The organism is Pseudomonas sp. OIL-1, from assembly GCF_010669185.1.
GTDB lineage: Bacteria > Pseudomonadota > Gammaproteobacteria > Pseudomonadales > Pseudomonadaceae > Halopseudomonas > Halopseudomonas profundi.
The window spans coordinates 853,509-874,539 of sequence record NZ_CP048629.1 but is presented as its reverse complement, the minus strand read 5'-3'; the positions used below and the strand labels follow the sequence as shown (position 1 = coordinate 874,539).

The window sequence follows — 21,031 nt, the reverse complement described above, 5'->3', positions numbered from 1 at the left end:
TCATAGGCTGCATGCCCGAACCTGCGAACGTCGCTTTGCCCACCTTTCTCACCGGCCCCCTATTGCGCCGGCTCGCTCCAGAGCGGCTGCTGATATGGTTGGTGGCCACGCGGCCGCTCGATTTTGAATTGGTCCTGCAACCGGCATTGGCTGCGGAGCGATCTGTCACGCTCGACGGACACAGGTGTCGCAGGATCCCGATCGGCCGCCACGCCTGGATTCATATGCTGGACGTGGCGATGGTGCCGCCATTGCCAGCCGATACGGAGATTGAATACGACCTGTTGTGGGAGGCAGACGGCGCGCCGCTGCGTTTATCTACGGCCCTGCCTTACCTTTGCCATTCCGGACGTGAGCGGCCTGCGTTCGTTATTGCGTCCAACAATCGCAATCTCCTGCACGGCTCCTGCCGCAAGCCACACTTTGACGGCCTGGATGGACTGGTGCGTGCCGATGCATGGTTGGCAGAACGGCTGGACCAACCAGAGCAGCGGCCCGCCTGGCTGATCATGACCGGTGACCAGGTGTATGCCGACGATGTTGCCGGTCCGATGCTGGTGGCAATCCATCAACTGATCTCGCGTCTCGGACTGTTCGATGAAGCGCTTGAAGGCGCCACGGTGCCCGACAGTCAGGCGCTCTATGCCGCCGGGCAGGGCTATTATCAGCGCGAAGAACTGCTGCCTGACGTGGCGTCGAGCGCGGCGGTGCGGCGTCGCTTCTTCGGCGGAGCCAGAAAGCCGATCTTTACCTCGGCGCACGCACATAATCATCTGATTACCTTTGCCGAGACCATGGCCATGTATCTGCTGGTCTGGTCGCCCGAGCCGTGGCATTTGGTGGATGTAGTCGAGCCTCGGTTATCTGCCGAGCACCGGAAAACCTTTGCGCAGGAACGTGAGATTCTGCAGCGATTCACCGCCGGGTTACCCAGCGTGGCCCGGTTGTTGGCGCATCAGCCTTCGCTGATGATCTTCGATGACCACGATGTGACCGATGACTGGAACCTCTCCGCCGAGTGGGAAAGCACCGCCTATGGTCATCCCCTGTCAAAGCGCATCATCGGCAACGCCCTGCTGGCTTATCTGTTATGTCAGGCATGGGGTAACGCGCCTGACAAGGTAGCCGATGCGATTGACCGGGCCGACACATTCCTGAACAAGCTTGGCAGTGAAGGACAGCTGGATTCGCAGGAGCAGGACGCCTGCATTGACTGGCTATTGAGATACCAGGGCTGGGAATACGAGGTGCCAGGCACGCCGCATCTACTGGTGCTGGATACGCGGACCCGGCGCTGGCGCAGTGAGCGCAGCCCGGGTCGGCCCTCCGGACTGATGGACTGGGAAGCATTGACCGAAATGCAGCAAGCCTTGCTGGATAAACCGAGCGTAGTAGTGGTCTCGCCGGCGCCGATGTTCGGGGTAAAGCTGATCGAGATCATCCAGAAGCTGTTTACCCTGGCCGGCAAACCGCTACTGGTGGATGCGGAAAACTGGATGGCGCATCGGGGCGCGGCACAGGTGATGCTGAACATCTTTCGCCATTCACGCACCCCGGGTAACTACGTGGTGTTGTCCGGGGACGTCCACTATTCCTATGTGTATGACATCCGTATCCGTCACCGCCGACAGGGCCCGCGTATCTGGCAGATCACGAGCAGCGGATTGAAAAATGCCTTCCCGGATACGCTGCTCGACTGGCTGGATCGACTCAACCGCTGGCTCTATGCACCCTGGTCGCCGCTGAACTGGCTGACCAAACGCCGCCGCATGCGCATTACGCCCCGGGATCCCGAAGGCGCCAGGGCCGGCGAGCGCCTCTGGAACGGTACGGGCATCGGCCTGGTGAGGCTGGACGCGCAGGGCCGTCCGGCAGAGATTCGCCAGCTTGATGCGCGTGGTCCCGAGGTGTTGTTTCCCCCCGCCAGCCAGCCCGGGAACAGACCCTAGCGAGCGGTTTTCTGCTGCTGCCACGCACGGCCGCCGACGACGATCAGCGTGATAGCAGTCAATGGCAATACGTAGCCGAGCATGGCGTCACCAAACACCTCGGCTACCGGGCGCCCGGCTGAAAATACCACCAGGTAGAAGGTATAGGCAGCGTAGTACGCGAGAAACAGCAGACCTTCCCAGCGGTTGATGCGGTAGCCGGAGAAAAAGATCGGCAGGCACGCCACAGCGACCGCAATCATCACCGGGAAGTCGAATATCAAGGCGTTGGCCGCAACCAGTATCGGCTCAGGCGACACCAGAGCCGCCAGCCCGAGGACGCAGAGCAGGTTGAAGATATTGCTGCCGACGATATTGCCCACCGCGATGTCCCGCTCGCCTCGAATGACTGCCAGCACGGAGGTGGCGAGCTCAGGCAAGGAGGTGCCGATCGCCACCACCGTCAGGCCGATGACCAGCTCTGACAAACCCAGAGCCCGTGCCAGGCTGACCGCACCGGTCACCAGAAAATTGGAGCCCGACACCAGCAATACCAGGCCGACCACAACCAGTGCCAGGTTGATCAGCCAGGCGTAGGGCTTTGGCGTCTCGTGCAGTCCATATTCCTTGTCGAACTCGTCATCCGCTGCGTCCTGCTTGTCGCGGCGGCTACTGATGATCAGGAACGCGGTGTAAGCCAAGATGCAGACGAACAGTATTGCCCCGTCGAGTTTGCTCAGCGCGCCATCCCACGCCAGCGCCAGAGCCAGCAGGCTGGCGCCGATCATGATCGGTACATCCAGCCGGATCAGCTGGCGCGACACTATCAGCGGGGCGATCAGGGCTGTCACGCCGAGAATAAACAGCACGTTGGCGATGTTGCTGCCGACCACGTTACCGATTGCCAGATCACCGCTGCCATCCAGTGCCGCCTGTACACTGACGGCGGTTTCCGGCGCGCTGGTGCCAAAGGCAACCACGGTAAGGCCCACAATCAACGGAGGAATGCCGAACTGAGCGGCGAGTTTGGCTGCCCCCTTGACCAGGATTTCTGCACCTGCAACAAGCAGGATCAAACCGGCGATCAGGTATCCGAACGTCATAAGGGTCATTGCGAGGGCTCCAGTGGTTGTGCCGCCAGTATAGTGTGGCCGCCGGCGTCTCGTAAGCTGGCCGGTGAGCTTTACACATCTTTATTTTTCGCAGTCTCGATCGCTCAAGTTCGGGGCTTTGCGGCCGAAACACACACTTCACTCCACGAAATAGAATTCCCAGATCATGGCTACATCCTCTTCACTTCGTACCCAGGCCCTGGTGCTGCTGGTTGGCAGCCTGACGCTGATGGTTCTGGTGGCATTAACCAGTCTGAATACGCTATCGAAGGGTATGAGCAGCTATCGCTCGCTCATCGAGGGGCCGCTGCAGGCGTCAAGCCTGGTCAACGATGCGAACCTGGCCTTCAAGGGGCAGGTACAGGAGTGGAAGAACGTATTGCTGCGCGGCGGCAACGGTCAGGACATGGAGCGCTATTGGGCCCAGTTTGAAAAGGAAGAGCAGCAGGTTCAAGCATTGCTGACGGAAATTGCGGCTCTGGATATCCAGCCCCAGGCTCGCCAGCAGGTCGAACAGTTGCGCACGGAGCATCAGCGGCTCCGCGACGCATACCGTGTCGGCCTGCAGGCTTACAGGACTGGCGGTTTCGATCCGCTGGCCGGCGATCGGAATGTGCGAGGTATCGATCGTGCGACCAGCGATCAGATGGCGTCACTGGTCGATACCATTGAGTCCTACGCCCTCGAGCAGGGCCGGATTATCGGAGAGCAGGCAAGTCGTGCCATCTGGATCGGCGTTGGCCTGTTGCTGGGCTCGACCGTGCTGATCTGCATGCTCAGCGTCTGGCTGGTGAACCAGCGTCTGGTCGCACCCATCACGGGCTTGATCAGCCAGATAGAGCAGCTTGCCAGTGGCCGTATCGGTTTGCCGATCAAAACCGATCGCAACGATGAGCTGGGTACGCTGGCGCGGGCGGCGAACCAGCTTCGCGATTTCCTCGCCGATACGTTTCGCAAGCTTGAACAGAGTACCAGCGAGCTTGACCACGCCAGCGGCGAACTCAACACGGTGGCGACACGTATGACTGATGGCGCAAGGGAGCAGTTTTCCCGTACTGATCAGGTCGCCGCTGCCATGCAGGAGATGTCGGCAACCGCCGCCGAAGTGGCCCGACATGCCGCAGATGCCGCCAATGCAGCTGACCTGGCCGACGATCACACTCGCCAGGGCGAACAGGATATGAGCCAGACCGTTTCGGCCATGCAGTCGATGCTCGGTGAGATTTCCCGTACTGCCGAAATCATTGGACAGCTCGAAGGGGATAGCCAGCGGATCGGCAAGGTACTTGAGGTCATTCAGGGCATCGCTGCGCAAACCAATCTGTTGGCGCTGAACGCGGCAATCGAAGCGGCTCGAGCCGGTGAGGCCGGGCGTGGGTTCGCTGTTGTGGCAGATGAGGTACGCACCCTGGCCCAGCGCACCAGTGCGTCAACCGCCGAGATCCAACAGATTATCGATAACGTCCGTGACGGCGCGGAGCACGCCGCGCGTGCCATAGAAGGGGGGCAGTCAAGCAGTGAAACCGGAATGCGCCAGGTGAATATGATGGGCGAGCGCCTGCGTGAAATAACACTTTCGGTCGAAGCGATCCGCGATATGAATCGCCAGATCGCCACCGCAGCCGAGGAGCAGACCAGCGTGTCAGAGGATATTTCACGCAATATCACCGAGATAAGCGAAATTGCCGCGAGCAACCAGCGTGACGTCGAGCGCACCGCCCAAGCGAGTGCAGGTCTGCACGAAATGTCTAACCAACTGGGCGAGTTGACCAGACGGCTGTCCCTTTGATCGCTCGCAGGCCACCCTACGGCACCGAAGCCAATGATGGTTGTCCAATTTATTGTCTCCACTCCGTTGCCGTACGTGGCGCGTCAACCTGGTTGAAGTAAAGTTCCCGCCAGGACGCAGAACTTTGCACTTTGCACGATATCGAAGCGCCACATCATGCACCCTGCATGGTAGCAACGCTTTTTGTATTTCGTAAGCTATTGTTTTATATGGGTTTACCCAAAAGTGTGAACTGGCACAGGACTTGCGATATTTACCCAACGCGTTAGAGCTCTTTCAGCCAATGCTTTGGGGAGATGCACATGAGTCTTGAACGTCTACAACGAGCGCCTCTGGTTCTGGCCGTTATGGCGATTGCCATGGTTGCTGGGCCGCAATCCTCGCAGAAGATCATCCCATCTGCTCCCGCCTGGGAGCGCTCCGCTGGCATGCAGTTCGAATCTGTCAGCTTCGAAGAAAGCCCGGCGCAACCCCTTTCGATTACCCAGCAGAGCACCGCCAAGCCTGCGACGCTTCCGTTTGTCGCCCAGGGCGAGAACTACGCCGAGAACAAGGCAAGCGCTCAACGCTGGGTATTCTAAGTATACAAGCATGGCCAGTCGTGACCGGGCTAGCCCGTCACGAGACTGGCCAGCGATCTGACTGAGCCAGACAAAGGCGGTACACGAGGACGCAAATTGAACAGACCGCTGGAGTGGGTAGCAGCGGGAATAATAAAACCGTTAGGCTGAGGAGCAGCTATGAATTACCGAAGTGTCAGTGATCTGTCGACACTCACCAATCGATTCGCTAGTAAAGTGCCCACTGACGTAGACCTGGTTGTGGGTATCCCTCGCAGCGGAATGCTGGTAGCCAGTATTGTCGCGTTGAAACTCAATCTACCGCTGACCGATCTGTACGCCTTCGAACGCAACGATGAATTGAAGAAGGGGCACACTCGCACGTACAAGCATGAAGCGCTACGCCTGCCGCAGCAGGCCCGGAAAATCCTGCTGGTGGATGACAGTATCGCCTCAGGCGGGTCCATGCGCGAAGCTCGCGACAAGGTCAGCAGCATCTTTTCGGGCGAGGTAGTGACCATGGTTGCTTTCGCTCAGCGAAATAACGCTGAGGCAGTGGATATCTTCCTCGAGGCGGTAGAGCAGCCACGTGTATTTGAATGGAACATCATGCACCACCCGCTGATCAGCCATTCGTGCCTGGATATCGATGGCGTGCTGTGTGTTGATCCGACGCGGATGCAGAACGATGATGGGGCAAACTACCTCGGGTTTCTCGAGCATGCCAGGCCGCTATTTATCCCTTCGGTCGAGGTGAAGCATCTGGTTACCAGTCGGCTGGAGAAATACCGTTGCGAAACAGAAGCCTGGCTCGAACGTCACGGGGTGCGCTATCAGCAGTTGCATATGCTGGATCTGCCCAGTGCCGCCGAACGACGGCGCCTGGATATGCACAAACAGTTCAAGGCTGATGTCTATCGTAGCGACCCGCATGCTGTGCTGTTCATTGAAAACGAAGAGCTTCAGGCTCGCGAGATCATGCGGCTCACCAGCAAGCCGGTGTTCTGTCTGGAAACAAACGAGATGTATTCCCCGGGGGCAAGTCTGTCAGGGTTGAAGTCTCAGGCGGTACGCAAAAGCTTGTCGTTTCGCGACAAGGCCCTGGGCAAGGTCAAGCGGTTCATGGACCGCCATCTGCCGTTGACACCCTGACGTAGCGGTCCACGGTTACCGGGCAGGATCTCCAACGCCCTGGCTCTGGTGCCGCCACAAGGCGGCGCCGCCGCTGATACCTGTATCGCTGGGCGCCATCCTGACCGAGGATGGCAGGTCGACCGTGACCAGCCGCACGTTGCCTCCCGTCAGCACGATGTGATCGGGATGCAGCAAGACCTCCAGCACATCGAGCACGCGCAGTAACCGCTCGTTCCACACCTCTGCGTTGATCTGTTTCAGCGCGGCATTTCCCAGATATTGGTCATAGGTCAGGTTGTCAGCCACCGGATGGTGCGCAAGCTCCAGGTGCGGCATTAATTGCCCGTCGCGAAACAGTGCCGAGCCGAAGCCTGTGCCCAGAGTAATAACCAGCTCCAGTCCCTTACCCCGAATCAGGGCAAACCCCTGCAGATCGGCATCGTTGATGATCCGTGCGGGATGATTATCCATTCGGCGGGAAAGGGCATCAGGCAAGTCAAAACCAATCCACTCGCGGCTATCGAGGTTGGCTGCGGTGAGAATGAGTCCATTGCGAATCGCGCCGGGGAATCCGATGGATATGCGATTGTAGGCCGGACAGAGCGCGACCAGCTGGACGAGGGTGTCGACAAGCACCGAAGGCAGACATGGATGCGGGGTGGGCACACGCAAGCGCTCGCTCAGAAGATTGCCTTGCTCATCAACTACCGCGGCCTTGATGCCGCTGCCGCCGATGTCGAATACCAGAATGCCCGGTTTCAATATGGCTCCCGTGTTATGTGTGGAAGATGGGTTATGGTCGGTGCGTCTGATCAGGCCGGATCCGGGCAGTCGCAACCATTCCGGATCCGGCTAACACCTCAGCTTTCTTCTTCGCAGACCAGTTTCGAGCGAATGGTCGCGCTTGAATAGCTGCCTTCCAGACGCAAGGTGGCTGAATCGCCCGCTTCGATAAGGGTTTCAGGCGAGCCGGTCATCGCTGGCTCGGATGGATGAGGTTCAAGTCTGCAGTTGGCAGTGACGTCGCCATTATTGGTTACTCTGAGTGCCTGGACTCCGCTGGTTCCGCCAGTAGCGGGGCCCGCGGTGGTGCCGGTGTCGCCCACCACTTCAGTCTGAATATCCAGCCCGTTCAATTCCTTCTCCAGCTCTACGTTATCTGCAGCGGCAACAAGAGGAAAGCAGGTGGCCAAACCACAAGCTAAGAGGATCTTTTTCATTTTCTACCTGTGACATCAGGAATGTTCAGATATAGAAGGGGTGAATAGCGCTGAAGTTCCTTGATGCAGGAACCAGTAGCGCCAAACCACGGACAGACGTGTATCCAGGCAGACCAGAACCTCCAGGAGCGAGCAGAGTGCGAGACGCTGGTGCCTAGCCTGCCGCAGCGACCGGTGCGCTTGGTACCAACTGTTTGATAGTCGCAATCAGCGAGTCGATTTCGTATGGCTTGCTGAAGACCGGACGATCCGCCCACACCTCAGGCATGCCGGCCGCGCCGAAGCCGGTCGTGAACATGAACGGAATGCCCCGGTCGGATAAGCGTTCAGCTACCGGAAACACCGAGTCGCCGCCCAGGCTGACATCCAGAATGGCCACGTCCACGTCCAGCGATGACGCCATGGTTTCGCCTTCAGCCAGTGTCGAGGCATGCGCCGCGACGTTATAGCCGCGGGTATCGAGCATTTCTTCAAGAAGCATTGCGATCAGTGCTTCATCTTCTACGATCAGTATGTTCATGATGCGACCACCAGTGTTTGAAAACTATCGCCGAACGGCTGCGGCTGTCTGTTTCGCCTGTTTCGCAGCCCTCAGGTAGATGTTGAGGCCGGCAAGCGAGGCGGGGCGATGTAGGGATCCGCTATAAAGATTCCTATGTTGCTTCCAAGTTCCCCCGAATATGCCGAATAAGATTCCTATTTGCGGCGAATGTGTCAGAAAGCGGAACAGCTCGTCGGTAACCGGCGGCAATCTTGCACGTCTCGGCAACTTTTGTCTTCCCGCCATGTACTAACCCTTTGTATGCAATCGCCGCGGGACGCCGGCCGTATGCTTCCGGCACATCATTGCAGTGGAACGCGCACTGCTGCGCAATCGGCGTAGTAGCACATCGAAGGAATCACCACGCGGCATTCGTTCATCCGAACAGGAGATTCCCATGAGAGCACTCCGCTGGCATGGCAAGAAAGATATTCGTTGTGACAATCACGTACCCGACCCCTCCATCGAAGATCCGCGTGACGCGATTGTAAAGGTATCCTCGTGCGCTATTTGTGGGTCCGACCTGCACCTGTACGACGGCTTCATGCCGGGCATGACCCACGGGGACATCATGGGCCATGAGTTCATGGGGGAAGTGATGGAAGTCGGGTCTGCCAACAAGAAGCTCAAGGTTGGCGATCGGGTTGTCGTGCCATTCACTATCAGCTGCGGGGAGTGCGACCAATGCCGGCGCGGCAATTTTTCAGTGTGTGAGCGGAGTAACCGCAACGCCAAACTGGCCGACAAGCTGTTTGGTCACACCACCGCCGGCCTGTTTGGTTATACGCAGCTCACCGGTGGCTACGACGGTGGTCAGGCTGAATTCGTAAGAGTGCCCTTCGCTGATGTCGGGCCTGTGGTCGTGCCAGAGGGCATGACTGATGAGCAAGCATTGTTCCTTGGCGATATCTTCCCGACGGGCTGGCAAGCGGCCGTGCAGTGCGATATTCAGCGTACCGACACTGTGGCTATCTGGGGAGCGGGTCCGGTTGGTCAGTTCACCATACGCAGCGCCATTCTGCTTGGCGCCGAGCAGGTCATCTGTATCGACAATGTTCCGGAGCGGTTGTCCATGGCCCGTGCTGGCGGCGCGATCACCATCAACTTTGATGAAGAAAGTGTGGTTGAACGACTCAGCGAGCTGACCAAGGGCAAGGGGCCCGAGAAATGCATCGATGCGGTCGGAATGGAATCCCACGCAGCGCGCTCGATCGACGCGATGTATGACCGGATCAAGCAGGCTACCTTCATGGAAACTGGCCGCCCGCATGTGTTACGCGAAATGATGTACGTCTGCCGTCCCGGCGGTACCCTGTCGATTCCCGGCGTGTACGGCGGTCTGCTGGACAAGCTTCCCTTCGGTGCAGCCATGAACAAGTCACTGACCTTCCGCATGGGGCAGACCCATGTCCAACGCTGGGCTGATGACCTGCTTAAGCGCATTCAGGACGGGCAGATCGATCCGTCGTTTGTCATCACCCATACGGCCAAGCTTGAAGATGGCCCGGACCTGTACAAGACCTTCCGCGACAAGCATGACGGCTGCGTCAAAGTCGTGCTGAAGCCCTGAGGAGATATGATCATGCAACGTAAATCGAGTCGGGAATACCGCACCAATCATGCTGCACACAAGGCCGCACGGAGCCTGGGCTGGCTCAGCATTGGCCTGGGTGTCGCCGAGCTGCTGATGCCGCGCGCGCTGGCCAGTACCGTTGGCCTGCCGGGCCGGGCCGGATTGCTGCGGCTTTATGGTCTGCGCGAGATTGCCACCGGGGTCGGCTTGTTGATGACCGATAAGCCCGCGCCATGGATCTATGCGCGCATTGGTGGAGACGCACTGGATCTGGCGACGCTGGGGGTTGCGGCCCAGCGCGGTAACGAACCGGTGAACACCGCCATCGCGCTGGGCGGTGTAGCGGCGATTGCCGCCGCTGACCTGGCCTGCGCCCGGGGCTTGGGCAAGGAGAAGCAATTGGTCACGGTGTATGACTATAGCGATCGTAGTGGTTTTTCCGAACCTGCTGAGAAAATGCGCGGACGGGCCGCAGCAGGGGACGGTAGCATCAACGATGCGCCGCAGGTGAGCGGAATGCAGGCTGCGGATAGAGAAACCGCCAAGCGGCCCTGAGGGGCGTACCGACGCAGCGTCCGCTGCGTCGGTATGTATGGCTCAGCGCGTATAGTTGCGTTGAAAGCGAACCAGACCTGCGACGCGACGGTCTCACCAAGGTTCTCGTTTTACAAGGATTTCCCGCTTGCCGAAAGTTACCTCACCCAGGGCCTGGCTGGACCGGCTCGATCGCTCACGCCACGCGCTCTGGTTGTTATTTGCCGCCTCGATGGCAGAAACATTGCTGGTGCCGATTCCCATCGAGGTCATCCTGATTCCCTGGATGCTCTGTCATCCCGAGCGCAAATGGACCATTGCAGGTGTGGCGTTGGCGGGGAATCTGACAGCCGCAACACTGGGTTATTATTTCGGCGTCTTCGCGATGGATCACTGGGGCGACACGCTGATTAATTTTTTCGGTAACCAGGACTCATACGAGCAGTTTCAGTCGCGCTTCAGCGAAGAAGGCTTTGTTGCGATCCTTACTATCGGCATAGTGCCGGTGCCCTTTCAGATCGCCATGCTGGCCGCTGGCGCGAATGGTTATCCGATTGCGTTATTCCTGCTTGCCGCCATGATCGGCCGGGGTGCGCGCTATTTTGGTCTGGCGTTGCTGGTGGCGATTGCCGGCGATGCGGCGATGAAAATCTGGGACAAGTATTCCAGGCCGCTCGGGGTGCTGCTGCTGGTGCTGGCTGGCGTATGGCTATGGTTCGAAATTACTGGTTAGGCGCTATGCCGTTGGTTGCTTTCGGCCCGGATTCTGCCTGCCAGCGCCTTTAGCGCTGGCTGCGTTCAATGCGGTCGGGGTGGATGACAATCAGGCCCTGTTTCAGCAAACCACCGATAGCCTTCTTGAAGCTGCCCTTGCTCACACCGAACGCCTTGGTGATGGCTTCTGGCGGGCTCTTGTCGCTCAAGGCAAGCACCCCCTGCCGGGCATCAAGTTGCTCGAGAATCTGCTGCTGAAGTTGATCGCCAGCCCCGCTACCGACCGGCTGCAAGCTCAGACTGATCTTGCCATCGGCACGAATTTCCTTGATATAGCCTTTTTCGCGCATGCCGCTGCGCAGGAACTTGAACACCTCGTTCTTGTGGATCAAGCCCCAGTGCGAGTGGTTGATGATGGCCTTGTAGCCGAGATCGGTTGGCGACACGATCAGCAGGTCCACCTCATCGCCCGGGTTGTAGCGCACCGGTAGCTTGTCGAGATACCGGTCCAGATATGCCGTAGCGGTGATACGGCGCGTATGCCGGTCCAGATACAGATAGACCACACAGTAATCACCCTCTTTCAGCGGGCGTTTTTCTTCGGAATGGGGTAGCAGAACGTCCTTGGGCAGACCCCAGTCGAGGAACAGGCCGACCCGGTTTATTTCCGCTACTTTGAGACTGGCAAATTCCCCTACCTGAACCTTGGGCGTTTCGGTGGTGGCGATCAGCTTGTCTTCGCTGTCCAGATAGATGAACACATTGAGCCAGTCGTAGACTTCGGTCGGTTGGTCTTTGGGTATGTAACGGTTCGGCAGCAGTATTTCGCCGTCCGGCCCGCCGTCCAGATAGAGGCCGAATCCGGTGTGTTTGACGATTTGCAGTGTGTTGAAGCGCCCGATTGCAGCCATGGTCAGATTCCGCGTTGAAGTGCCTGGCATTGTAGCAGGAGCTCCGGTGCGCGGGGCGGTTGCCGGCGCGCCTCAGATGCCGCTGCGCCTGCCTACAACGGACTCTGCGGGTCGACGAACGGAGGTGAACGACAGATTTGGGAATGGTCACAAATTCACGGGTTGCGTGAACTCAATCCGATGGCTGCCAACGAAGAAACATCAGGCGAAGCGGTCGCGGATATCGCGCGCGGGGTATGACGTCATGTATCGGCGGCCAGGGTGCCTGGCCGGCTAACCCGCCCAGGCCGCAAACGCGTCAGGCTTTGCCCTGACCTGTCGAGGGCGAGGCGACAGGAATCACCAAGGAGGCATAGATGCAATTGAAAGGTTCGTGTCATTGCGGCGCGGTGCGCTTCGAACTTGAAAGCGCGCACCCCTATCCCTATCAGCGCTGCTACTGTTCGATCTGCCGCAAGACGCAGGGCGGAGGAGGGTATGCAATCAATCTGAGTGGCGATACGGCCAGTATGGAGGTGACCGGCCGGGAAGATATCACCATTTACCATGCAGTGATGCCGGGCGAGGATGGCAGCGTTAGAGCCAGCAGCGCCGAGCGGCACTTCTGTAGCCGCTGCGGATCGGGCTTATGGTTGTTCAGCCCTGAGTGGCCTGAATTGACTCATCCGTTCGCCTCGGCGATCGATACGCCATTGCCGGTCCCGCCGGAGCGCACGCATATGATGCTGGGCTCACGCGCGGCATGGGCGGAGCCGGAGACCCGGCCGGGCGACAAGGAATATCGGGAATATCCCGAGGAGTCGATTGCCGAATGGCACGAACGGCTGGGGTTGAGTCAGTAGTTGAAAGCTAGAGGCTAGAAGCTAGGAGGTGATGTGTGAGAAGGGTGGCTGTCAGTCGCGGTAGAAGACTTGCACCAGGTGATAGCCGAACTGGGTTTTCACCGGGCCGTGGATCTTCTTGAGCGGCTTTTTGAAAATGATCTGATCAATCGCCCTGACCATCTGACCCGGGCGCACTTCGCCCAGGTCGCCGCCGCGCTTGCGTGATGGGCAGGTCGAATATTTCTTCGCCAGCACATCGAAGGCTTCGCCGGCAGCGAGGCGTTTCTTCAGATCTGCGGCTTGTGCTTCGGTCTTTACCAGAATGTGGCGGGCCATCGCGGTAGGCATCGTGTCGAGTCTCCTGCAGAGGAAGGCTTTCAGTCGTGGCTGTCGGCGCTGCGTTGGCCTGCCTTGTGGGACAACCGCAAGCCGCGCAGGCTGCGCTTGACGCTTTTAAGATGATTGACCAGTTCCGGTCCACGGCGCATGGCCATGCCCATCGCCAGCACGTCGATCACCACCAGATGGGCAATACGCGAAGACAGCGGCGTATAAATCTCCGTATCTTCCGTCACATCGATGGGAATGTGGATTTTGCCGAGCTCTGCCAGCGGCGTATTGCTCGGACACAGGCTGATCAGCGTCGCGCCGCTTTCCGCGACCAGCGATGCGGAATGCAACAGGTCCTTGGTGCGCCCGGTCTGCGAGATCGCCACGGCGACATCTTCAGGGCCCAGGGTAACGGCTGACATCGCTTGCATGTGCGGGTCAGAATAGGCCGCTGTGGATACCTGCAAGCGGAAAAACTTGTGCTGTGCATCGCTGGCTACGGCACCGGAGGCACCGAAACCGTAAAACTCCACCCGCCGTGCATGGGCCATCGCCTCGATTGCCCGTTCGGTGGCTGCGGTGTCGAGCCGTTCGCGTACTTCCATCAGAGTCGCCAGTGTCGTATCGAAGATCTTGTGTGACAGCTGATCGACGCTGTCATCCTCGTTTATCGAAAACTGGCCAAAACTGGCTCCGGCCGCGAGGCTTTGCGCTAGTCTCAGTTTGAGGTCCTGGAATCCGGTACAGCCGATAGCCCGGCAGAAGCGCACAATGGTCGGTTCACTCACGCCCACTTCCCGGGCCAGATCGGCCATGGATGAGTGCATTACCTGCGCCGCATGTGCAAGAACGTGGTCTGCGACCTTGAGCTCTGACTTGCGGAGCAGCTGGCGGCTGGCGGCGATGTGCTGGAGCAAATTCACGTGGACTTCATGCTAGTCTGGGTGCCATTGGGATGAGATTTCTTGTAGTTATACTACAAAAAGCGCCGAACCAGCGTTAATGGCAGCGTATTAACGGTTTGAAGAAACTTGCTTCCGCCTCGATGCGGACCGACCCAGACGCTCTCTGATGCCGGGACGCGCCGGTTATTCAAGAATAGCCAGCCTCCCCCAAGGCGCCTTTCAACAGCGTAACAGGAGAATTGCTGTGTCAGCAAAACGCGGCCTGGCCTGCGACATAGTGGTATTTGGTGGCACCGGGGATCTGGCGATGCGCAAGTTGTTGCCTTCCCTGTATTACCTGCATCGAGACAGGCATCTGCATGCCGAGACGCGCATCATCGCTACTGCACGCGGCAAGCACGACGCGCAGAATTATCGCAAACTGGTGCAGCGTCATGTCAGCCAGCACGTGGCGCAGGGGGATTTTGATCAGTCGGTGTGGGAGGCCTTTGCGCAACGGCTCGAATTCATGACGCTGGACGTCAGTCAACGGACCTCCTATTCGCGTCTGGGTGAAAGGCTGGGCGAGCATCCGGATCGTATCCGCGTGTTTTATCTGGCGACCCTGCCGAACCTGTTTGCTTCCACCGCCAAACATCTGGACTCAGCCGGACTGGTCACCGCCGAAGCGCGCATTGTGCTGGAAAAGCCGCTGGGCCAGAGTCTGGAAACCGCCAATCAGATCAATGATCAGATCGGCTCGGTCTTTGATGAGTCGCGCGTGTTCCGTATCGACCATTATCTCGGCAAGGAGGCGGTACAGAATCTGCTGGCGTTGCGTTTCGGCAACGCCCTGTTCGAACCGCTCTGGCGCAATGCGCATGTTGATCATGTGCAAATCAGCGTGCTGGAAACGGTAGGCGTGGAAAATCGCGGCGATTATTACGACAAGGCCGGCGCGATCCGGGACATGGTACAGAACCATCTGTTGCAGCTGTTGTGTCTGGTGGCGATGGAAGCACCGGTGCACTTCGAACCTGAGTCGGTGCGTAACGAAAAACTGAAAATTCTCGAAGCTCTGCGGCCCATCGGTGGCATGGACGTTCAGGACCACACGGTGCGGGGCCAGTATTCAGCGGGGGTGCGGGCAGGTGAGAAGCTGCCCGCTTACTATTTTGAGAAAAGCGTCGATCACGACAGCAATACTGAAACCTTTGTCGCGCTCAAGGCTGAGATAGACAGCTGGCGCTGGGCCGGAGTGCCGTTTTACCTGCGTACCGGCAAATCGCTGGCGCAGCGTAAATCCGAAATTGTGGTGCAGTTCAAGGCTGTGCCGCACCGGTTGTTCCCGCAGCGCGGCGATTTCGCGCCCGGTAACCGTCTGGTCATCCGGCTGCAGCCTGACGAAAGTATCAGCCTGTCATTGATGGCCAAATCGCCCGGCCGGGGCATGGCATTGCAGGAAGTCGAGCTGGATCTGAATTTCGCCGATGCGTTCAAGCGCCGTCGCTGGGACGCTTATGAACGCTTATTGCTCGATGTGATCGACGGGGATGCCACGCTGTTCATGCGCCGTGATGAAATCGAGGCCGCCTGGCGCTGGGTTGATCCGATTATCGAAGGCTGGCAGAACAGCTACCGGTCGCCCAAGCGGTATGCTGCCGGGAGCTGGGGACCTGAAGCGGCGGACAGTCTGCTCGAGCGCCAGGGACATACCTGGCTCGACGAACGCTAGCCCCGGGTCAGATGGGCAGGCTTTGCTGGGCGTCAGTCAGCAGTCTGGCAAAAGCCTGGGCCGGCAAGGGGCGGCTGATCAGGTAGCCCTGTATTTCATCGCAACCGTAATCGCGGAGAAGCTCGAGTTGACTTTCCAGCTCGACGCCTTCGGCCACCACGTTGAGACCGAGACTGTGCGCCATGGCAATAATGGCGCGCACGATCGCCGCGTCCTGCGCACCGTCCTCAAGCTCCGCGATAAAGGCCCGATCAATCTTCAACGTATGCAGCGGGAAACGCTTTAGGTAGGCGAGAGATGAATAACCCGTGCCGAAATCATCCACCGCCAGCCTGATGCCCATCTCCTGGAGCTCGGCGATATTGCGTGTCACCACGTCCAGATGCTCAAGTAGCATGCTTTCGGTCAGCTCCAGTTCCAGGAACTGAGCCGGCAGATCGGATTCTTCAAGAATATCGAGCACAACCCGCGAGAAGTTCTCCTGACGTAGCTGCTGCACCGACAGGTTGACTGCTATACGTACCGGCGCCGGTCCCTGGTGATACCACCGGCTGGCCTGTGCGCAGGACTGGCGCAGCACTATTTCCCCCAGCGGGACGATCATGCCGGTCTCTTCGGCCATTGCAATGAACTGCCCGGGCAACAGCAACCCGCGCTGCGGGTGTTGCCAGCGGACCAGTGCCTCGGCGGCCGTGACGTGGTCGGTCGTCAGGTCCAGCTTGGGCTGGTAATGCACGACCAGCTGAGAGTCGACAAGCGCCTTGCGCAGCTGATTCTCCAGTTGTAGACGATCAAGGCTGTAGGACTGCAGCAGATGGGTATAAAACTGATAGTTGTTACCGCCAAGATGCTTGGCGTGATGCATTGCCTGGTTGGCCTGGGCAATCATATGCAGGCTGTTACGCGCTGTACCGGGAAACTGGCTGATCCCGATGGATGCCGTCACTACCAACTCGTGCGCACCGATCAGGGTCGGGCTGCGTACTTCCTCAAGCAGGGTCGCTGCCAGTTGCTCCAGGTCGTGGCGGCTCATCTGTCTCTCTACCAGGATGACAAACTCGTCGGCTGAGAGTCGCGCGAGGAGATCGGACTGATCCATCTCGCCCAGCCGCAACGCGATCTGTTGAAGCAACAGGTCTGCCACAGCGTGACCCAATGTATCGTTGATATGCTTGAATCGATCCAGATTCAGGTGCAGCAGCGTTATATTTCGCTTGTCGGTGCGCGCGCGGCCGGTGGCCTGATTAAGCTGCTGGGTAAACAGATTGCGATTGGCCAGCTGCGTGAGCGGATCGTAGTTGGTCAAATAGGTGACCTGTTCTTCGTTCTGGCGATGTACGGTCAAGTCAGCGAAGAAGGCTACATAGTGGATAATCCTGCCGCGCTCGTCGCGTACCACTGCGAGCTGCAGCCATTGTGGATACTGTTCGCCGTTGCGGCGGGTCGCGATCCGCTCACCCTGCCAGCGACCCTGGCTGTGCAACGTGCTTACCAGCTGTTGGTAGTCCTCGGGCTCCATGGATTGGCCGAGAATGTTCAGCACCTTGCCGATGACCTCGCCTGCGGTATAGCCAGTGATCACACTGAACGCCTGGTTGACTGCCAACACCTGAAGCTGCCGGTCGAGAATGAGAATGCCCTCGGATGACGCCTCGAATACAGTCGCCGCCAGCAGCGCTTCCTCTTCCTGGAGCTTGCGCGCAGAAATGTCCCGACGGGTACCGAGCATCCGTAACACGCGGCCTGTGGCGTCGCGTTCCACGGCACGGCCGCTATCCTCGACCCATAACCAGTGGCCGTCGGCATGCTTCACGCGGTACTCGAGCCGGTAGGGTGCCTTCTGATCCTTCATATGTCCGATCAGCGCAGCACGTACTGTTTTCACATCGTCAAGGTGCAGGTGCGGCCGCAGATCCCCGAGCATTGTCGGGCGTGATTCGGGCGGCAGGCCGAAGATGGTGTCCAGCTTGGAATGCTCGACCTGATCCGATTTCAGGTCCCAATCCCACAACGCCAGTCCGCTGACCTCCAGCGCCAGGCTAAGCCGGTCCTGGCTGGAACGCAGTGCCCGGCTGATATCTTCAAGCTCGGCGGTTCGCTGCTGGACTCGCTGCTCGAGTGCCTCATGGCTCTCCAGCAGCTCCTGTTCAGCGCGTCGCCGGTGCTGGACTTCAGCTGTAAGCTGCTCATTGAGTGCTTTGGCCTGCTGGTGGGTCTGCTCCAGCCGGGCGACCAGCGCAAGGTTGTGATCGTCTGCACGAATGGTCCGGGTAACGGAGCGGTTAATGAAAGCCCCGGCAAGCAGAATGCAGGAAAATACGGTCACCCCCATGACACCCCAATACACACTGATAGAGTCATCACGGGTCAGTAAAAAGATGATACTCGGCAGCCAGGCGGGCACCAGAAAGCTGGCAAAAGCAAGAAACCGGCTGGCGTAGATGATGCTGACACACAGGCTGACACCGGTAGTCAGGCTGTAAGCAGGAGCCTGCAAGGTGAATGTTTCCAGCGGGACCAGGCCGATCTGGATGTAGGTCGCAGCGAAGCCGGTCAGGGCATTGCCAAGATAGAAGAGCACCCGCCATCGCGGTTTCAAACGCGCCTCGGGCGGACTCTGTCGATACTGGCTGGTCAGCAGATTACGCAGCAGTGTCAGTGCGAGAACCAGCGCCAGCCAGCCAAGCAGCAGGGTATGATCGACGTGATCCCAGACCAGGATGCTGATCAGAACCGCGGCGAGCAGGATCAACCATTGCGGTAGGCGAGAATATTCATATAGCAGATCGAGCTGGCGTATGCGCAGGTCGATATGAGTGCCGGGTGCGTAACTGTCCTGAAACGCCATGGTCAATGATCCCTCAAATGCTCAGCGCTTCCGCTCCAAGAATGCCATCATGATGGCATTTCTCCCTGAACACGCACCTTACATCACCGCCCGGGTTTGGCACAGCCCCCCCCGCACGGCTGAAACCATGACATCCAGCGCTGACATCAAGGCTGTGGTCGGTTTCCTACCGACCGGTGGGCAGCGGCTGGTAGAATGCGCGCATGGATATCTCTCATCTGCTTAATTCGCTCAATGACGCCCAGCGCCAGGCCGTATCTGCGGCTCCCGGACAACAACTGGTGCTGGCTGGCGCCGGCTCTGGAAAAACCCGCGTGCTGGTGCACCGTATCGCCTGGTTGTGCCAGGTTGAGAACGCGTCGCCCTGGAGCATTCTTTCGGTGACCTTTACCAACAAGGCCGCCTACGAGATGCGCGCACGCATCGAACAACTGCTGGGAATCTCGCCCCAGGGAATGTGGGTCGGCACCTTCCACGGGCTGGCGCACCGCCTGTTGCGGGCGCACTGGCGCGAGGCGGGGTTAGCCGAACAGTTCCAGATTCTGGATGGTGACGATCAGCTGCGGCTGGTCAAGCGCGTCATTCGCGAGCTGGGTCTGGATGAAAACCAGTGGGCCCCGCGTCAGGCGCTCTGGTGGATCAATGGTCAGAAGGATGAAGGCTTGCGTCCGCAGCACATTCAGCCGGCCGGCGATCTGTACCTCACCACCATGCTGCGCATCTACCAGGCCTACGAACAGGCCTGTGCCCGCGCCGGTGTGGTGGACTTCGCCGAATTGCTGCTGCGCTCGCTGGAATTGTGGCGCGATAATAACGCGCTGCGTGAACAGTACCAGGCGCGTTTCCGGCACCTGTTGGTGGACGAATTCCAGGACACCAACGCGGTGCAGTACGCCTGGCTCAGGTTGATCGCCGGCAAGAATCCCAGCCTGATGGTGGTCGGCGATGATGATCAGTCGATCTACGGCTGGCGCGGCGCACGCATCGAAAACATCCAGCAATTCCAGACGGATTATCCGTCCGCCGAGTTGATTCGCCTGGAGCAGAACTACCGTTCAACGGCGAACATCCTCAAGGCCGCAAACTCGCTGATCGGCAACAACGCGGGGCGTTTGGGCAAGGAACTTTGGACCGAAGATAACGAAGGCGAGCCGATCGCCCTGTACGCCGGCTTCAACGAGCAGGATGAAGCGCGCTTCATCGTTGAAAGGATCGAACAGGCAGTCGGTGAAGGCATGGCGCGTAGCGAGATGGCCATTCTCTACCGCTCCAACGCACAATCCCGGGTGCTAGAAGAGGCCCTGCTGCGCGCGGCGATTCCCTATCGGATCTACGGTGGCCAGCGCTTCTTCGAGCGAGCCGAGATCAAGAACGCCATGGCCTATATGCGGCTGATTGCCAACCGCGGCGATGACGGCGCACTGGAACGCATTATCAACGTGCCCGCTCGCGGTATCGGCGACAAGACCGTTGAATGCCTGCGCCAGCACGCCCGCGAGCAGGATGTGTCGCTGTGGCAGGCCGGCTGCGATTTGCTCGACAACAAGGGATTGCCCGGCCGCGCCGCCAATGCCGTTCAGGCGTTCATGCAGATGATCGAAGACATCACCGAACGGGTCGAGGGGATGCCCTTGTACAGCATGGCCCAGCAGGTGATCGAGCACAGCGGGCTGTTGCGTTTCCATGAGCAGGAGAAGGGCGAGAAGGCGCAGGCGCGGGTGGAAAACCTTGAGGAGCTGGTATCGGCTGCGCGGGCTTTTGAAAACGAGATGGCCAGCGAAGAAGAAGAAGGCGACACCCTGCTGGCCTTCCTGGCCCACGCGTCGCTGGAGGCGGGTGAGACGCAGGCCGACCGTTTTGAGGACAGCGTACAGCTGATGACGCTGCACAGCGCCAAGGGCCTCGAGTTTCCGCTGGTGTTTCTGGCCGGAATGGAGGAAGGGCTCTTCCCGCACAAGATGAGCCTGGAAGAGCCGGGTCGGCTGGAAGAGGAGCGCCGGCTGGCTTACGTCGGGATCACCCGGGCCATGCAGCAACTGGTCATTACCTGGGCAGAAACACGGCGGCTATATGGCAGCGAGACCTTCAACAAGGTGTCACGCTTCGTTCGGGAGATCCCGGCGGAACTGATCCGCGAGGTGCGCCTGGGCAGTCAGGTCAGTCGGCCTTTCGGCCCCGGCAAGGGCAAAGGCACCATGTTCGCCCAGGAAGCGACCGAAAGCACCGGTTTCGCGTTGGGCCAGCGGGTCATGCATTCGCTGTTTGGTGAGGGCGTGGTGCTGAACTATGAAGGGCACGGCGCGCAGGCGCGGATTCAGGTCAACTTTGATGATGAAGGCAGTAAGTGGCTGATGGTTGCCTACGCCAAGCTTGAGGCGATGTAGCGGTATGCTA

At 59.1% G+C, this 21,031-nt stretch carries 18 protein-coding genes and 1 pseudogene; 11 read left to right on the top strand and 8 right to left on the bottom strand.

The genetic code is table 11. From position 1 onward, the window contains the following. The first annotated feature begins 11 nt into the window (after positions 1-11). Positions 12-1,949, top strand: coding sequence for an alkaline phosphatase D family protein (locus G3M63_RS03950; RefSeq protein ID WP_163981917.1), 1,938 nt, complete (start codon positions 12-14; stop codon positions 1,947-1,949). Here the strand turns inward: G3M63_RS03950 and G3M63_RS03945 are convergent. Next, entirely contained in the window at positions 1,946-3,040 is a 1,095-nt protein-coding gene (locus G3M63_RS03945; protein ID WP_150299836.1) for a calcium/sodium antiporter, read from the bottom strand. The genes G3M63_RS03950 and G3M63_RS03945 overlap by 4 nt on opposite strands. A gap of 166 nt (positions 3,041-3,206) precedes the next feature. Here G3M63_RS03945 and G3M63_RS19690 point away from each other — a divergent pair. The 4 genes and pseudogenes from G3M63_RS19690 to G3M63_RS03930 form a co-directional block, all read left to right on the top strand. Then, positions 3,207-3,959 (top strand): annotated as a pseudogene (locus G3M63_RS19690) (HAMP domain-containing protein); the annotation flags it as partial. A gap of 102 nt (positions 3,960-4,061) precedes the next feature. Further along, the gene (locus G3M63_RS19685) at positions 4,062-4,829 is read left to right on the top strand and encodes a methyl-accepting chemotaxis protein (protein WP_371923572.1); all 768 of its coding nucleotides are present in this window, start codon (positions 4,062-4,064) and stop codon (positions 4,827-4,829) included. A gap of 302 nt (positions 4,830-5,131) precedes the next feature. Continuing rightward, positions 5,132-5,410 carry a hypothetical protein gene (locus tag G3M63_RS03935; protein ID WP_163981915.1) on the top strand — a complete coding sequence of 93 codons (279 nt, stop codon included), beginning with the start codon at positions 5,132-5,134 and terminating at the stop codon, positions 5,408-5,410. A gap of 159 nt (positions 5,411-5,569) precedes the next feature. Continuing rightward, positions 5,570-6,541, top strand: coding sequence for a phosphoribosyltransferase (locus G3M63_RS03930; protein WP_150299833.1), 972 nt, complete (start codon positions 5,570-5,572; stop codon positions 6,539-6,541). A 15-nt stretch (positions 6,542-6,556) separates the two neighbouring features. Here the strand turns inward: G3M63_RS03930 and G3M63_RS03925 are convergent, their stop codons facing one another. From G3M63_RS03925 to G3M63_RS03915, 3 genes are all read right to left on the bottom strand, one after another. Next, positions 6,557-7,285 carry an ROK family protein gene (locus G3M63_RS03925; protein WP_218573652.1) on the bottom strand — a complete coding sequence of 243 codons (729 nt, stop codon included), beginning with the start codon at positions 7,283-7,285 and terminating at the stop codon, positions 6,557-6,559. A gap of 98 nt (positions 7,286-7,383) precedes the next feature. Beyond that, positions 7,384-7,743: a hypothetical protein gene (locus G3M63_RS03920; protein ID WP_150299832.1), complete on the bottom strand. Its 360-nt coding sequence runs from the start codon at positions 7,741-7,743 to the stop codon at positions 7,384-7,386. 154 nt (positions 7,744-7,897) lie between these two features. Further along, positions 7,898-8,263: a response regulator gene (locus tag G3M63_RS03915; protein WP_163981914.1), complete on the bottom strand. Its 366-nt coding sequence runs from the start codon at positions 8,261-8,263 to the stop codon at positions 7,898-7,900. Between the two features lie 418 nt (positions 8,264-8,681). Here G3M63_RS03915 and G3M63_RS03910 point away from each other — a divergent pair, with 418 nt between their 5' ends. The 3 genes from G3M63_RS03910 to G3M63_RS03900 all read left to right on the top strand — a co-directional run bounded on the left by G3M63_RS03910 (position 8,682) and on the right by G3M63_RS03900 (position 11,124). Next, positions 8,682-9,854, top strand: a complete 1,173-nt coding sequence (locus tag G3M63_RS03910; protein WP_150299830.1) for a zinc-dependent alcohol dehydrogenase — start codon at positions 8,682-8,684, stop codon at positions 9,852-9,854. A 12-nt stretch (positions 9,855-9,866) separates the two neighbouring features. Continuing rightward, positions 9,867-10,412 carry a transcriptional regulator gene (locus tag G3M63_RS03905; protein ID WP_150299829.1) on the top strand — a complete coding sequence of 182 codons (546 nt, stop codon included), beginning with the start codon at positions 9,867-9,869 and terminating at the stop codon, positions 10,410-10,412. A gap of 127 nt (positions 10,413-10,539) precedes the next feature. Further along, positions 10,540-11,124, top strand: a complete 585-nt coding sequence (locus G3M63_RS03900; RefSeq protein WP_218573651.1) for a YqaA family protein — start codon at positions 10,540-10,542, stop codon at positions 11,122-11,124. A gap of 49 nt (positions 11,125-11,173) precedes the next feature. Here G3M63_RS03900 and G3M63_RS03895 read toward each other — a convergent pair whose 3' ends face one another. Then, positions 11,174-12,016 carry a S1 RNA-binding domain-containing protein gene (locus tag G3M63_RS03895; RefSeq protein WP_163981913.1) on the bottom strand — a complete coding sequence of 281 codons (843 nt, stop codon included), beginning with the start codon at positions 12,014-12,016 and terminating at the stop codon, positions 11,174-11,176. A 356-nt stretch (positions 12,017-12,372) separates the two neighbouring features. Here G3M63_RS03895 and G3M63_RS03890 point away from each other — a divergent pair, with 356 nt between their 5' ends. Continuing rightward, positions 12,373-12,858 (top strand): GFA family protein, encoded by a 486-nt coding sequence (locus G3M63_RS03890; protein WP_163981912.1) that lies wholly within the window; start codon positions 12,373-12,375, stop codon positions 12,856-12,858. Positions 12,859-12,909: 51 nt separating this feature from the next. Here the strand turns inward: G3M63_RS03890 and G3M63_RS03885 are convergent, their stop codons facing one another. Together G3M63_RS03885 and hexR are read right to left on the bottom strand one after the other, a co-directional pair. Then, positions 12,910-13,188, bottom strand: a complete 279-nt coding sequence (locus G3M63_RS03885) for a peptidylprolyl isomerase (protein ID WP_150299826.1) — start codon at positions 13,186-13,188, stop codon at positions 12,910-12,912. A 29-nt stretch (positions 13,189-13,217) separates the two neighbouring features. Then, entirely contained in the window at positions 13,218-14,093 is an 876-nt protein-coding gene (gene hexR / locus G3M63_RS03880; protein WP_150299825.1) for a transcriptional regulator HexR, read from the bottom strand. Positions 14,094-14,241: 148 nt separating this feature from the next. Between hexR and zwf the strand changes: the two genes are divergently transcribed. Next, positions 14,242-15,789 carry a glucose-6-phosphate dehydrogenase gene (gene zwf / locus G3M63_RS03875; RefSeq protein ID WP_163981911.1) on the top strand — a complete coding sequence of 516 codons (1,548 nt, stop codon included), beginning with the start codon at positions 14,242-14,244 and terminating at the stop codon, positions 15,787-15,789. A gap of 7 nt (positions 15,790-15,796) precedes the next feature. Here zwf and G3M63_RS03870 read toward each other — a convergent pair whose 3' ends face one another. Continuing rightward, entirely contained in the window at positions 15,797-18,637 is a 2,841-nt protein-coding gene (locus G3M63_RS03870; RefSeq protein ID WP_150299823.1) for a bifunctional diguanylate cyclase/phosphodiesterase, read from the bottom strand. A 203-nt stretch (positions 18,638-18,840) separates the two neighbouring features. On the opposite strand from G3M63_RS03870, the gene uvrD reads away from it, so the two are divergent. Continuing rightward, on the top strand, positions 18,841-21,021 hold the full coding sequence (uvrD, locus tag G3M63_RS03865; RefSeq protein WP_163981910.1) for a DNA helicase II: 2,181 nt from the start codon (positions 18,841-18,843) through the stop codon (positions 21,019-21,021). The last annotated feature ends 10 nt before the right edge of the window (positions 21,022-21,031 follow it).

What these genes read in the sequence shown, in the direction of transcription:
- G3M63_RS03930 (WP_150299833.1), top strand. Translation starts at nt 5,570, where the DNA reads ATGAATTACCGAAGTGTCAGTGATCTGTCGACACTCACCAATCGATTC.
- G3M63_RS03920 (WP_150299832.1), bottom strand. Translation starts at nt 7,743, where the DNA reads ATGAAAAAGATCCTCTTAGCTTGTGGTTTGGCCACCTGCTTTCCTCTT.
- G3M63_RS03885 (WP_150299826.1), bottom strand. Translation starts at nt 13,188, where the DNA reads ATGCCTACCGCGATGGCCCGCCACATTCTGGTAAAGACCGAAGCACAA.
- uvrD (WP_163981910.1), top strand. Translation starts at nt 18,841, where the DNA reads ATGGATATCTCTCATCTGCTTAATTCGCTCAATGACGCCCAGCGCCAG.
- G3M63_RS03870 (WP_150299823.1), bottom strand. Translation starts at nt 18,637, where the DNA reads ATGGCGTTTCAGGACAGTTACGCACCCGGCACTCATATCGACCTGCGC.
- G3M63_RS03950 (WP_163981917.1), top strand. Translation starts at nt 12, where the DNA reads ATGCCCGAACCTGCGAACGTCGCTTTGCCCACCTTTCTCACCGGCCCC.
- zwf (WP_163981911.1), top strand. Translation starts at nt 14,242, where the DNA reads ATGCCGGGACGCGCCGGTTATTCAAGAATAGCCAGCCTCCCCCAAGGC.
- G3M63_RS03890 (WP_163981912.1), top strand. Translation starts at nt 12,373, where the DNA reads ATGCAATTGAAAGGTTCGTGTCATTGCGGCGCGGTGCGCTTCGAACTT.
- G3M63_RS03945 (WP_150299836.1), bottom strand. Translation starts at nt 3,040, where the DNA reads ATGACCCTTATGACGTTCGGATACCTGATCGCCGGTTTGATCCTGCTT.
- G3M63_RS03935 (WP_163981915.1), top strand. Translation starts at nt 5,132, where the DNA reads ATGAGTCTTGAACGTCTACAACGAGCGCCTCTGGTTCTGGCCGTTATG.
- G3M63_RS03915 (WP_163981914.1), bottom strand. Translation starts at nt 8,263, where the DNA reads ATGAACATACTGATCGTAGAAGATGAAGCACTGATCGCAATGCTTCTT.
- G3M63_RS03910 (WP_150299830.1), top strand. Translation starts at nt 8,682, where the DNA reads ATGAGAGCACTCCGCTGGCATGGCAAGAAAGATATTCGTTGTGACAAT.
- G3M63_RS19685 (WP_371923572.1), top strand. Translation starts at nt 4,062, where the DNA reads ATGACTGATGGCGCAAGGGAGCAGTTTTCCCGTACTGATCAGGTCGCC.
- G3M63_RS03895 (WP_163981913.1), bottom strand. Translation starts at nt 12,016, where the DNA reads ATGGCTGCAATCGGGCGCTTCAACACACTGCAAATCGTCAAACACACC.
- G3M63_RS03905 (WP_150299829.1), top strand. Translation starts at nt 9,867, where the DNA reads ATGCAACGTAAATCGAGTCGGGAATACCGCACCAATCATGCTGCACAC.